The sequence below is a fragment of the Betaproteobacteria bacterium genome (assembly GCA_016720855.1).
GTDB lineage: Bacteria > Pseudomonadota > Gammaproteobacteria > Burkholderiales > Usitatibacteraceae > FEB-7.
Genome location: JADKJU010000001.1, coordinates 1,121,632 through 1,135,905 on the forward strand (window position 1 = coordinate 1,121,632; position 14,274 = coordinate 1,135,905).

Genomic DNA, 14,274 nt, shown 5'->3' on the forward strand with positions numbered 1-14,274 from the left:
AGGGTCCTTGGAGGCCCCATGACTCTCCGGCGCACACTGGGGGGCACTGCGGCAGCACTGCTTGCATGCCTCTTTCCATTCCTCACCCATGCCGAGACCGTCGTCGCGACGGTTGCGGTGGGCTCCAATCCGACTTCAGTCGCCGTGGATGTGCTGGCGGGCAAGGCGTATGTCGCCAACACCGGCGGCGCCTCGTTGACCGTCATCGACTCGGCCACGGGCGCAACAACGACCGTGGGCACGGGCAACTCGCCCACCGCCATCGCCCTCGACGCGGTGCGCCGGCGGGCGTGGGTCGCCAATCGGCTCGATGGCACGGTCACGGTGGTCGATACCGACAGTTTCGCCACGACGACGGTCGTGGTGGGCGCGCAGCCCGTGGCCATCGCGCTCGACACGCAGGCGAATCGCGCCTTCGTGGCCAACAGCGGCGCGGGCACGGTGTCGGTGATCGAGGGCGCCTCGCTCGCGGTCACCACGGTGGCGGTGGGCAACGACCCCGTCGCGATCGCCGTGAACCTTTCGACGGGTCGGGCGTATGTCGCACGGCAGAACGCGAATATCGTCACCGTCATCGACGGCGCAGCGATCCGCGACATCCCCACGGGAAATTCGCCGGTTGCCCTCGCCGTGGACCGCGCGGGCAATCGCGTCTTCGTCGCGAACAAGATCGGCGATTCCGTCACGATCATCGACGGCGCAACCGAAACGACAAGCGCGGTGACTGTCGGCAACGAGCCGATGGCCATTGTCTTCGACGACACCGCCAACCGCGCCTGGGTCGCCAACGCGATCGGCGACACCATCACAAGGATCGACGGGGCGACGCTCGCAACCAGCCCGGTCGCCGTGGGCAGCGAGCCTGTCGCCATCGCACTCGGCGCGGCCGGCCGCCTGTACGTCGTCGGCAAGGCCGCGGATTCGCTCAGCGTCGTGGACGGCGCCACGGCTGCCGTGCTTGAAACGCTTTCCATGGGTAACCAGCCGGTGGCGCTGGCGCTCGATCCCGCCTCGCTGCGCCTTTTCGTCGTCAATCGACTCGGCAACTCCGTGAGCGTGATCGACGCCTCGCCACTTCCGGCGGCTGCCACTCCCCTGGGCGGCACGCCGCGCGCGGTGGCCTTCGCTCCGGCTTCCGGGCGCGCCTTCGTCGCGAACCAGTCCGCCAACCGTGTGGATGCGATCGATCCGTCCGGCGCGGTGACTCCCATCGCCGTGGGCGCCTCCCCGGTCGCGGTTGCCGTGCACCCGTCCACCGGCACCGCAATCGTCGCGATCCGCGACGCGGGCGCCGTCGCCGTGATCGACGGCACGACCCTGGCCGCCGCGACGTTCGCCGTCGGCGCCACACCCGTGGCCATCGCGGTGGACGGGGCACGCAATCGCGCGTGGATCGCCGTTCGCGACGCCGGCACGGTCGCCGTCCTCGATCTCGCCACCTCTTCGGTGACCTCGGTTTCCGTCGGCTCGCAGCCGGTGGCCGTGGCCGTGGACGAAGCGGCCAACCGCGTGTTCGTGGCGCTGCAGGGCGCCTCGTCCGTGGCCGTGATCGACGGCTTCACGCGCGCGGTCACGATGGTCGCGGCGGGCTCGTCCCCCTCCGCAATCGCGGTGAACCCCGCGACGGGACGCGCCTACGTGGTCAATTCGGGCTCGGCCGCGGTCTCGGTGATCGACGGCAGTTCGCTCGCCGTCTCCGTGATCCCCGTGGGCGCCACGCCGGTAGCGATCGCGGTTAACGCGGTAACGAACCGCATCTATGTAGCCAACTCGGGCAGCAATTCGGTCACGATCATTGACGGCGTTTCGGGGGCGACGGCGACGGTGCCAGCCGGTTCGACGCCAAATGCGGTGGCGGTGGACACGGGGCTCGACCGCGTATTCGTCTCGAACGGCAGCGGTGGCACGGTCACCGTGATCGATGGCGCCACGAACGCGGCGCGCTCCATCCCCGTCGGCGCCAGCCCCATCGCCGTGGCGGTGAATTCCGCTTCGGGTCGCGCCATGGTTGCCAACTACGGCGGCGGCAGCGTGACGATCCTCGCCGCCCCGGCCGCGACGGCCGGCGCGAGCATCGCGCCCCTTCCCGGACATCGCACGCAGGCCGCCTCCCCCGTCCTGGCGCTCGCTTCTCCCGCCTCCGCTGTCGCCTACCGACTCGGCGGGCGCCGGGGCGGGTGGTCCGTCGCGACACCCGCGGGAGCCGGAAGCTTCACTGCCGCGCTGCCGGCGCTTTCGTTCGGCACCCATGTGATCTACGCCTACGCAGCAACCGCGTCGGGCTCGCCTGCGGCCGTGTCCGCCTACGCGTTCACCGTCTTCCCGGACACGCAACCCGACGCGTTTGCGTTCGCGCCGCAGGTGGGGGTGACGCCCGGCAGCATCGTGACCTCGACGCCCGTGGTCGTGAGCGGGATCAACGAGCGCTCGCCCGTCTCCGTTTCCGGCGGGGAGTATTCCATCGGATGCTCTGGCACCTTCTCGTCGGCGCAGGCCTTCATCCTGTCGGGTCAGGCCATCTGCGTGCGGCACGCCGCGGCGGCGACCGAAGGCACGGCGCAGGTCACCACGCTCACCGTGGGCGGCGTTTCGGCGAGTTTCTCTTCGACCACCTTCGTGCGCCATTCCGTCAGCGTGATCCGCGGCGGGAGCGGAAGCGGCACCGTCGCGTCCTCACCGAGCGGCATCGACTGCGGAACCAATTGCAGCGCAAGCCTGCCCGCCGGCACCGTGGTCACGCTGACCGCGACAGCCGTGTCCGGCTCCGTCTTCTCCGGGTGGAGCGGACCGGGCTGCGCCGGAACCGGCTCGTGCGTGTTCACGCTGACAGGACCGGCGACCTTCACGGCCACCTTCTCGCTTCCGCCGCCCCCGAACCCCACGATCCCCGACTTCAACGGCGACGGGCACCCCGATATCCTCTGGCGCCATGCCGCGAGCGGCGCAACCTACCTCTGGCTCATGAACGGGGCGAACCTCGTCTCGGACGCGCCCGTGGCCATGCTCGATCCCTCGTGGCACCTCGAGGCCGTGGCCGATTTCAACGGCGATGCGAAGCCCGACCTCGTATGGCGCGACACCGTCACGGGGGCGACCTGGGTCTGGTACATGAACGGGGCGACGTTCGTCTCCGACGCGCAACTCTTCGTGCTCGCCCCGATCTGGAAGATCGAGGCGGTAGCGGACTTCAATCACGACGGCAAGCCCGACTTCCTGATGCGCAACGCCGATACGGGGCTCGCCTTCCTGTGGTTCTCCAACGGCGGCGTGATGACGGGCGACCAGTACCTCTTCACCATCGACAACGTCTGGAAGGTCGAAGGTGTCGGCGACTTCACCGGCGACGGGCAACCCGACCTGCTCTTCCGCAACCGCGTCTCGGGCGTGGCCTTCATCTGGCCCACGGTCTTCGCGAGTGGGGCGGTGTCGCTATCGATGGGCGCGGATGCACCGCCCGTCACCACCACCCCGACGGGTGACGTGAGCCTCGACGCGAATTCGAGCCCTCTCTTCGGCATCGATCCGGTGTGGGAGGTGGTGCAGGTCGCCGACTGGAATGGCGACGGGCAGCCGGACCTCGTCTTCCGCAACGCGAACACTGGCCTCGTCTTCGTGTGGTACGTGGTGAACCAGGTCCTGGGGGGCAGCGCGTACGTCACGCAGATCGATCCTTCGTGGGAGATCGTGCCCCGGCGATAGGACGCGCCCGTATAATTTGCCGGTGAAGGTCCTGCTCCTCGCCAAGTACGGGGCCGCTGCCGCTTCCACGCGCCACCGGTTCTTCCAGTTCCTCCCCGCTCTGGAGCGCGAGGGAATTCACGTCTCCTGGCAAGCCCTGCTCGACGACGCCTACCTGTCGGCGATGTTCGCGGGCGAAAGCCGCCCGGTCGGGCCGGTGCTCGCCGCGGCGATCAAGCGGCGCGAATTGCTTCGTGACGCAGGCCGATTCGATCTCGTCGTGGTGCAATACGAGGCCTACCCTTACCTCCCGGGCTTTGCCGAGAACGGCCTGCGCCGCAGCGGCGTTCCGTTCGTCCTCGACCTCGACGACGCGATATTCCACCAGTACGACAGCCACCGGAACCCGCTGGTCCGCTCGCTTCTGGGCGGCAAGATCGCGCGCCTCATGTGCGGCGCGGCGGCGGTGCACGCGGGCAGCGCCTACCTTGCCGACTACGCGCGCGAGGCGGGTGCCAGGCGCGTGGAATTCATCCCGACCGTGGCCGATACGGCCCGCCTGGCGCCGGCGGATTCGCCGGCCGGCGAACGCACCGGGCTGCGCATAGGCTGGATCGGGTCGCCCTCGACTTCCTCCTACCTGGCGCTCGTCAAGCCTGCGCTGCGCGAGTTCTGCGCGCGCCATCCCGAGGCGAAAGTCGTGCTGATCGGCGCCAGGCCCGATGCGCTCGATGGCCTGCCGGTGACGCGCCTTGCCTGGTCGGAGGAGCGCGAGGCCGATGACCTGCGCTCGCTCGACATCGGCATCATGCCGCTCGCGGACGACCCGTGGTCGCGCGGCAAGTGCGGCTTCAAGCTCATCCAGTACATGGCCTGCGGGTTGCCCGTGATCGCCTCTCCCGTGGGCGCCAACCGCGACATCGTCGAGCCGGGCGTCAATGGCCTGCTCGCCACCACGACGGCCGAATGGGTGGCCGCGCTCGAGGTGCTCGCGGCGAACGATGCCGATCGCGCGCACATGGGGCGGGCGGGCCGGGAGTCCGTGCTGGCGCGCTATTCGCTCGAGGCGGTGCTGCCGAGGATCGTGGCAAGTTTTCGCGACGCTGCCGCGCGCTGAACGGAATGCCCCGGGAGAGCAGGTCGTGCGGAGACGGCAGATCCGGCGAGGTTACAATTGGCGCTTCATCGCCTAAGGAGGCTGGACCGTGCACCTGCCGAAGGCGCCCTGTCGTTCGACGCAGGAGGAAATCCGGAAGTGAACCGCATCGCCCTCGAGGTGGCCGCAGCCACCGCCTCTTTGCTCTTGATGTTCCCTTGGGATGCGTGCGCGCAAGGGTCTTCTCTTTTCCTCCTGCGCGTGCAGGGCGAAGGGACCGGGTACGGGGACATCCGGTCGAACCCCAGTGTCTTGAATTGCGCGGCGAACGCAGGGACGAGCTGCTTCCAGTATGTCAACGCCAACACGACGGTCGTCCTGACCGCGACGCCTCACGTCGATTCCGTGTTCGCCGGCTGGAGCGGAGCGTGCTCCGGGACGGGAACGTGCTCCGTGACGATGGATGCCGGAAAGACGGTCACTGCGACCTTCAATGCGAAGCCCGGCACGAATTACCTCACGGCCGGCACCCTTCCATCGACGGGCGCTTCCAGGGGCACGATCGTCTCGTCGCCCGCGGGTATCGACTGCGGCGCCGCCTGCAAGTCGGGCTTCCCAGCCGGGACAACCGTGACGCTGACCGCATTGCCATCGTCGGGATCGACGTTCACGGGCTGGAGCGGGGACTGCGCCGGAACAGGCGCATGCCAGGTGACGATGACCGGACCGAAAACGGCCTTCGCAACCTTCACGGCGCCTTCCCCTTCCACGGCGAATTACACCTCACTGTGGTGGAATCCCACGGAATCGGGCTGGGGCGTGAACCTGAATCACCAGGGAAACACGATCTTCGCGACGCTGTTCACCTACGACGCAACGGGAGCGCCGCTCTGGCTTGTCATGTCGGCAGGAAACCTGCAATCGGGGTCCACGTTCACGGGCGACCTCTACCGCACGACAGGCCCCGCGTTCAACGCGGCTCCCTTCACGCCCCTCACGGGGGCCAACCTCACGACCGTAGGCACCATGAGTCTCAGCTTCATCGGGGTCGACTCGGGGACGCTCACCTACACGGTAAACGGCGTCACGGTGACAAAGTTCATCCAGCGGCAGGTGTACGGTTCGCGCGCCGCCAACTGCACGCCCACGACCGCCAGCCGAGCCTCCCTCACGAATTACCAGGACCTCTGGTGGAACGCGGCCGAGTCCGGATGGGGCGTGAACGTGACGCACCAGGACAACACGCTCTTCGCCGCGCTCTTCACCTACGACGCGGCCGGGCACGGCCTGTGGCTCGTGATGTCGGGCGGAGTGCGCCAGGCGGACGGCTCCTATCTCGGGGACCTGTATCAGACCACCGGCCCCCCGTTCAACGCCAATCCCTTCAGGCCCATCACGTATCCGGAGAACTTCACGACCGTGGGTTCGATGCGTTTCCGGTTCAGCGACGGGATCAACGGCACGCTGACTTACACCTATAACGGCGTTTCGGTCACGAAGGCCATCACGCGGCAGGTGTTCTCCAGCACAAGTCCGGCCTGCACCTAGGGGAGCGGTTCGCGACCCTAGCGCTTGCCCTGCTTGCGGCCGGGCTGAATTGCGTTGGCCGGTTCCCCCCCTGTTTATCGTTTACGAAGGAGACAGGGCCTTCCGCCCGATTTGTGAGGTCTCCCATGAGCGCATTCCCCTTGTTGCTCCGCACCGGCCTGGTTGCCGCAGCATTGGCCAGCGTCTCGCCATTGGCCGTCGCGAATATCGTGCCCACGGCGATCGCGCTGGGGGGCCAGCATTCGTGCGCCCTCACGACGGACGGCGGGGTGAAATGCTGGGGCTATGACCTCAACGGCCAGCTCGGCGACAACGGCACTCTCAACCAGTTCACGCCGGTGGATGTCGTCGGCCTCGCGAGCGGCATGGCGGCAATCGCGGCGGGCGAAAACCACTCCTGCGCCGTCACCGACAACGGCGGGATGAAATGCTGGGGAAGGAATTTCCAGGGGCAACTGGGCAACGGCGGCTCGCTGTTTGACATCCAGTCCACCCCGGTGGATGTGGTCGGCCTCGGGAGCGGCGTCGTGGCAGCCGCTGCAGGCGGGGACCACACCTGTGCCCTCACCGCGGGCGGCGGGGTGAAGTGCTGGGGACTCAACTCCAACGGCCAGCTCGGCGTTGACTTCGGCGTCCCGGGACTCACGCCGGGGGATGTCGTCGGCCTCGCGAGCGGTGTGGCGGCGATCGCGGCGGGCGGGAGCCACACCTGCGCACTGACCACGGCGGGCGGCGTGAAGTGCTGGGGCGCAAACCTCTACGGCCAGCTCGGCGACGACACCACGACCCAGCGGCGCAACCCGGTCGACGTGGTCGGCCTCGCGAGCGGCGTCGCGGCGATCGCGGCGGGCGGGAGCCACACCTGCGCCCTGACCACGACGGGCGCGGTGAAGTGCTGGGGGAGGAACTGGGCGGGGCAGCTCGGTGACGACAGCGTCACCAACCGGCGTGTGCCGGTGGATGTCGCGGGGCTCGCGAGCGGCACGGCGGCGATTGCGGCCGGGTTCGCGCACACCTGCGCCCTCACGGCCGGCGGCGGGGTGAAATGCTGGGGGAACAACGGCTCCGGCCAGCTGGGCGACGGCGCCGGCTACGACACCCACATGACCCCCAACGATGTGGCTGGGCTGACGAGCGGCATTGCAGCGATCGCGGCAGGCGCCAATCACGCCTGCGCCCGCGCGACGGCCGGCGATCTCAGGTGCTGGGGGGACAACAACGCGGGCGGGCTCGGCGACGGTCTTGGAGGTTTTAGCGTCAAGGCGGTCCGTGTTGTCGGGATGACGAACGGGGTGAGCGTGATCGCCACCCATTTCGGCCACAGCTGCGTGGTGACCCGGGCCGGCGGGGTGAAGTGCTGGGGCTACAACGCCAATGGCCAGCTCGGCGACAACACCATTACCCTTAGGAAGGTCCCGGTCGATGTTGTCGGCCTCGCGAGCGACGCGGCGGCGATTGCGGCCGGGTTCGCGCACACCTGCGCCCTCTCGACAGGCGGCGGCATGAAGTGCTGGGGGGCAAACTTCAACGGCCAGCTCGGCGACGGCTACGGCTTCACCGATACCCACGTGCCCGGCGACTTCGTGGAAGGGCTGGACGTCGGCGTCGCGGCGATGGCCGTGGGGGCATACCACACCTGCGCGCTCACCACGGGCGGCGGCGTGAAGTGCTGGGGCGCCAACTACGATGGCCAGCTTGGCGACGGACTGTTCCCCAACCGTTTCACGCCAGGGGATGTCACCGGCCTCACGAGCGGCGTGACGGCCGTCGCGGCGGGCGGGGTCCACAATTGCGCCCTCACGACGGGTGGCGGCGTGAAATGCTGGGGCAACAACACCTACGGCCAGCTGGGCGACAACAGCACGACCAACCGGACCTTGCCGGTGGACGTCGTCGGGCTTTCGAGCGGCGTGGTCGCGATCGCGATGGGAGAAATTCATAGTTGCGCACTCACCACGGCCGGCGGGGTGAAATGCTGGGGGCTCAACAACTTCGGCACGCTCGGCGACGGCACCAGCGGCAACAACCGGCTCGTGCCAGTGGACGTGGTAGGGCTCGCGAGCGGCGTGACGGCCATTACGGGAGGCGCGGAGCATACCTGCGCCCTCGTCGCGGGCGGCGCGATGCAGTGCTGGGGCGCGAATCACGCCGGCGCGCTCGGCGATGACACCTTCGGAGAGACCCCGTACCCACCGGGAGCCGTCACGGGAATGGCGAGCGGCGTATTGGCAATGGCGGCCGGTGGATTGCATACGTGCGCTCTCGTGGCAGGAGGTGCGGTGAAATGCTGGGGCTACAACCGGGGCGGCCAGGTCGGTGACAACACCATCGAGAACAAGTACGTGCCGGTGGATGTCTTCGGGCTGAAGAGCGTGCAGTCCATCGCCTTCGCTCCACCCGCCTCGGGCAGCGTCGGGATTCCCGTCAATCTTGCGGCGTCCGCCACGAGCGGCCTGGCCACCGCGTTCGACAGCTGGACGCCGACCACGTGCACGGTATCGGGCACCACCGTGACGCCGACCGCTGCCGGTCTCTGCGGCGTGCGGGCGAGCCAGACCGGGGATGCCGGTTACTTCCCGGCGCCGCAGCAGCTTCGATTGATCGTGGTCTCGACGCAGACCAACCCGGCCTTTCCCGACTTCAATGCGGACGGCAAGCCCGACATCATCTGGTCGAACACGGCCAACGGGGCGACCTACGTCTGGCGCATGAACGGCCCGGCGCTGCTCTCGGATTCCTTCTACGCCACGATCGATCCGAGCTGGAAGATCCAGGGCGTGGCCGACTTTAATGGCGACGGACACCCGGACATCGTGTGGAGGAACACCGCCAACGGCGCCTGCTTCGTCTGGTACACCGTGAACGGGGTCTTCACCGGAACGGACGCGTTCCTCTTCTCGCTGCCGCCCGAGTGGGTGATCCAGGGCGTCGCTGACTTCAACGGCGACGGCCACCCCGATTTCCTGATGCGCAACGTGGTGAGCGGCAACGCCTTCGCGTGGTTCTTCAACGACAACGTGGCCATCGGCGACCAGTTCTTCTTCAACGTCGATCCTCGTGGAAGGTAGAAGGCGTTGCCGATCTCAACGCCGACGGCCAGCCCGACCTGCTCTTCCGCAACATGGCCTCGGGCCTGGGCTTCGCGTGGAACACGCAGTTCGCGGCCGGCACGCTCTCGCTGTCGACCTCGAGCCCGTCGATCTTCGGCATCGACCCGGTGTGGGAGGTGGTGCAACTGGCGGACTGGAACGGCGACGGCAAGCCCGACCTGCTCTTCCGCAACGCGGCAACGGGCCTCGTGTTCGTCTGGTACCTCGACGGCGTCACGCTCGGCGCATCCGACTACGTGATCCAGATCGACCCGAGCTGGGAGATCGTGCCGAGAAGGTAATGCCCTCACCCCCGACCCCTCTCCCCAGGGAGAGGGGAGGAAGTTTCGCGATCACGGGCCGGTTCGCCTGATGCAGATCAACCGGACTGCCCGTTGAAAGGCGGAGCGCGGCTGATCGGCGCGCGCCATCCGTCCGCACCGGAGGCGCGAGCGCTGACGCGAAAACCGAATGGCGAATACGGGGAGGGCGCACAATTGTCTTCAGGCAGGGGTTCGGAGCGCCGCTTCGCCCACGATCGGAAGTGACATGACCATGAAACGCGTGCTCGACTTCTCCTGCCGTTTCCTGGTCACCCTGTCGCTTTGCGGCATCGGCAATGCGCTTGCCCTCGCGCCCGTGCTGATCACCCCGCGCCTGCCCGGCGCGACGATGGGCGCGCCCTACATCGCCACGCTGATGATCAGCGCGAGCCCGGCGCTGAGCGGTGCATCCGCGACCGGGCTGCCCGCCGGGATGACGGCAACCCACGACGGCAACGGCAACCTCCAGATCGGCGGGACGCCCACGGCATCGGGGAATTTCACCGTGGCCGTCGTGGCGACGAATGCGAGCGGAACCATCACCCCGTCGGTCGACTTTCACGTGGATCGCTGGGCGGACAATGTACTGACGGTGGCGGGGAGTGCCCTGCACACTTGCGCGTTGGTCGCGGGCGGGGTGCAATGCTGGGGCTGGAACGATTTCGGCCAGCTCGGCAACAACAGCACGGCCTCGAACTTCGTTCCGGTGATCGCGATCGCCGCGGGGACCGGCGCGACGGCGGTGGCGGCGGGATATGCCCACACCTGCGCGGTGGTGAACGGCGGCGTGAAGTGCTGGGGCGCGAACTCCGTCGGCCAGCTCGGCAACAACAGCACGTTCGATAGTCTCGTTCCGGTGACCGCGATCGCGGCGGGGAGCGGCGTGACCGCGGTGGCGGTGGGCGAAAGCCACACCTGCGCAGTGATCGCGGGCGGGGTGCAGTGCTGGGGCTACAACATCGACGGCCAGCTCGGCAACAACAGCACGACCGCGAGCACCGTACCGGTAACCGCGATCGCGGCGGGGAGCGGCGTGACCGCGGTGACGGCGGGCAACAACCACACCTGCGCGGTGGTCGCGGGCGGCGTGCAGTGCTGGGGCGCCAACAACGGCGGCCAGCTCGGCAACAACAGCACGACCGCGAGCCCCGTACCGGTAACCGCGATCGCGGCGGGAAGCGGTGCGACGGCAGTGACGGCGAATGCCTTCCACACCTGCGCGGTGGTTGCCGGCGGGGTGCAGTGCTGGGGATTGAATGCAAACGGCCGTCTGGGCGACGACAGCACGACCGACAGCCCCGTTCCGGTGACCGCGATCGCGGCGGGGAGCGGCGTGACCGCGGTGGCGGCGGGCGGCCAACACACCTGCGCCGTGGTCGCGGGTGGAGTGCAGTGCTGGGGCGCCAACAACACCGGCCAGCTCGGCAACCACAGCACGACCGATAGCCTCGTTCCGGTGACCGCGATCGCGGTGGGGACCGGCGCGACGGCGGTGGCGGCGGGTTCCGGCCACACCTGCGCGGTGGTCGCGGGCGGGGTGCGGTGCTGGGGCTACAACTTCGACGGCCAACTCGGCAACCACGGCACGACGATCAGCCCCGTTCCGGTGACCACGATCGCGGCGGGGAGCAGCGTGACGGCGGTGGCGGCGGACATCTTCCACGCCTGCGCGGTGGTCGCGGGCGGGGTCCGGTGCTGGGGCGCGAACTCCGTCGGCCAGCTCGGCAACAACAGCACAACCGATAGCGTCGTTCCGGTGACCGCAATCGCGGCAGGCAGCGGCGCGACGGCGGTGGCGGCGGGTGAGGGCCACACCTGCGCGGTGGTTGCGGGCGGAGTGCAGTGCTGGGGTTCGAATGACAACGGCCGCCTGGGCAACAACAGCACGACCGCGAGCTCCGTACCGGTGACCGCAATTGCGGCGGGGAGCGGGGCGACGGCGGTAGCGGCGGGCGCCTACCACACTTGCGCCTTGGTCGCGGGCGGGGTGCAGTGCTGGGGTTTGAATGAAAACGGCCGCCTGGGCAACAACAGCACGAGCGAAAGCCCCGTTCCGGTGACCGCGATCGCGGCGGGAAGCGGCGCGACGGCAGTGGCGGCGGGTTTCGGCCACACCTGCGCAGCGGTCGCGGGCGGGGTGCAGTGCTGGGGTGCGAACTCCGTCGGCCAGCTCGGCAACAACAGCACGACCGACAGCCCCGTTCCGGTGATCGCGATCGCCGCGGGGACCGGCGCGACGGCGGTGGCGGCGGGATATGCCCACACCTGCGCGGTGGCCGCGGGCGGGCTGCAGTGCTGGGGTTCCAACGGCGGCGGCCAGCTCGGCAATGCTGGGACGACCGACAGCCTCTTTCCGGTAACCGCGATCGCGACCGGGGGCGGTGCGACGGCGGTGGCGGCGGGCCAGTACCACACCTGTGCGGTGGTCGCGGGCGGGGTGAAGTGCTGGGGCCTCAACAATACCGGCCAGCTCGGCAACCACAGCACGACCGCGAGCCCCGTACCGGTGACCGCGATCGCGGCGGGAGCCGGTGCGACGCAAGTTGAGGTGAGTTACCTGCACACCTGCGCGGTGGTCGCGGGCGGGGTGGCATGCTGGGGCTACAACTACAACGGCCAGCTTGGCGATGGCAATACGCATGCCCTGCGCACGATCTTCGCCGCAATTCCCGCGCAGTCGGTGGTCATCGTGGCCAGCAGCGCAACGCCCAGCAGCGCCGGCAGCGCCGTGACCTTCACTGCAACGGTGTCGGGAAGCGCACCGACGGGGTCGATCCACTTCAAGAGCGACGGCGGGAACCTTCCCGGCTGCGGGGCGGTTGTGCTTTCCTCCGCCTCCGCGCAGTGCACGGTGATCTTCTCCACGGTGGGCACACGCACGATCACCGCGGAATACGGCGGCGATGCGAACGGGGCCGCCAGCGTCGGCACGCTTCCGGGAGGGCAGGTGGTGATCGCCCCGACGATCGTGATAACGCCTGCGACGTTGCCGGACGGCACTGTCGGGATCGCCTATCCCACGACCAACCTGGGCGCGAGCGGGGGAACGGCGCCTTACACGTTCGACGCCACTTCGGGCAGCGGGCCGGGCGGCCTCGACCTCACCGCGGACGGCGTGGTGAGCGGCACTCCCGATTCGGCCGGCACGTTCAACTTCACCTTGACCGCCACCGATGCCTACGGCTTCACCGGCTCTCAGGCGTACGCCCTCACCGTCTCGCTGGCTCCGCAGACGATCGTCTTCGGGACCGCGCCTGTCATCACCATCGGCGGTACGGGAACCGTGAGCGCCACGGCGAGTTCGGGCCTCGCGGTCGCCTACTCGGTTGCGCCAGGTTCCGCGACCGTGTGTTCGGTGAACCCGGGCACCGGCCTCGTCTCGGGCCTCACCGTGGGCTCGTGCACCATCGCGGCCGACCAGACGGGCAACGCCACGTTCGGTCCCGCGCCACAGGCCACGCAGACCTTCCCGATATCCGCCCTCGTCAACTCCCTGAGCGTCGGCAAGACGGGCAGCGGGACCGGAACCGTGGCATCGACCTCTCCGCTCTCGCCCACGATCAGTTGCGGCGCCACCTGCTCGGCCGACTTCAACGCCGGCGTGGTGGTGGTGCTCCTGGCTACGCCGGATTCGGGCTCGGCATTCGCCGGCTGGACCGGCTGCGCGGCGCCCTCGGGCAACCAGTGCACGATGACCATGAATGCGCCGGGGTCCGTGACCGCGACCTTCAATCTCGCGGCCGCCGGCGGCCCCGCGAAGCCCGACTTCAACGCCGACGGCAAGCCCGACATCATCTGGTCGAACACGGCCAACGGCGCCACTTACGTCTGGCGCATGAACGGCACCGCCCTGCTCGCGGACTCCTTCTACGCCACCATCGATCCGTCGTGGAAGATCCAGGGCGTCGCCGACTTCAACGGCGACGGACATCCGGACATCGTCTGGCGAAACACTGCCAACGGCGCCTGCTACGTCTGGTACACCGTCGACGGGGTGTTCACCGGGACGGATGCGTTCCTCTTCAGCCTGCCGCCCGAGTGGGTGATCCAGGGTGTTGCGGACTTCAACGCGGACGGCAAGCCCGACTTCCTGATGCGCAACGTGAACTCCGGCAACGCCTTCGCCTGGTTCTTCAACGACAACCTGCCCATCGGCGACCAGTTCCTGTTCAACATCGACCCGAGCTGGAAGGTCGAGGCGGTGGGCGACATCGACCTGGACGGGCAGCCGGACCTGCTCTTCCGAAGCATGACGTCGGGCCTCTCATTCGCCTGGTACACGCAGTACGCCGGCAGCGTGCTGAGCTTGGGGGCCTCGAGCCCGATGGTCTACTCCATCGACCCGGTGTGGGAGGTGGTGCAGCTCGCGGACTGGAACGGCGACGGCAAGCCTGACCTCCTCTTCCGCAACGCGGCTACGGGGCTCGTGTTCGTCTGGTACCTGGACGGAATCACGCTCGGGGCATCCGACTACGTGATCCAGATCGATCCGAGCTGGGAGATCGTGCCGAGGCGGTAGCCGGCGACCCGGCAGGCCAGG

Annotated in this window: 6 protein-coding genes; all 6 read left to right on the top strand. The window is 68.6% G+C overall.

Annotation, left to right across the window (positions count from 1 at the left end; genetic code table 11):
* The first annotated feature begins 18 nt into the window (after window positions 1-18).
* The 6 genes from IPP91_05000 (at window position 19) to IPP91_05025 (ending at window position 14,253) form a co-directional block, all read left to right on the top strand.
* A complete protein-coding gene (locus tag IPP91_05000) occupies window positions 19-3,699 on the top strand; it encodes a VCBS repeat-containing protein (GenBank protein MBL0141421.1) in 3,681 nt (1,226 codons plus the stop codon).
* A gap of 16 nt (window positions 3,700-3,715) precedes the next feature.
* Window positions 3,716-4,795, top strand: coding sequence for a glycosyltransferase family 4 protein (locus tag IPP91_05005; protein ID MBL0141422.1), 1,080 nt, complete (start codon window positions 3,716-3,718; stop codon window positions 4,793-4,795).
* A 138-nt stretch (window positions 4,796-4,933) separates the two neighbouring features.
* On the top strand, window positions 4,934-6,322 hold the full coding sequence (locus IPP91_05010) for a hypothetical protein (protein MBL0141423.1): 1,389 nt from the start codon (window positions 4,934-4,936) through the stop codon (window positions 6,320-6,322).
* Window positions 6,323-6,462: 140 nt separating this feature from the next.
* Window positions 6,463-9,390: a VCBS repeat-containing protein gene (locus IPP91_05015; GenBank protein MBL0141424.1), complete on the top strand. Its 2,928-nt coding sequence runs from the start codon at window positions 6,463-6,465 to the stop codon at window positions 9,388-9,390.
* Window positions 9,321-9,713 (top strand): VCBS repeat-containing protein, encoded by a 393-nt coding sequence (locus tag IPP91_05020; GenBank protein MBL0141425.1) that lies wholly within the window; start codon window positions 9,321-9,323, stop codon window positions 9,711-9,713. Before IPP91_05015 ends, IPP91_05020 begins: the two co-directional genes overlap by 70 nt.
* Window positions 9,714-9,966: 253 nt before the next feature.
* A complete protein-coding gene (locus IPP91_05025; protein MBL0141426.1) occupies window positions 9,967-14,253 on the top strand; it encodes a VCBS repeat-containing protein in 4,287 nt (1,428 codons plus the stop codon).
* Window positions 14,254-14,274 lie beyond the last annotated feature (21 nt).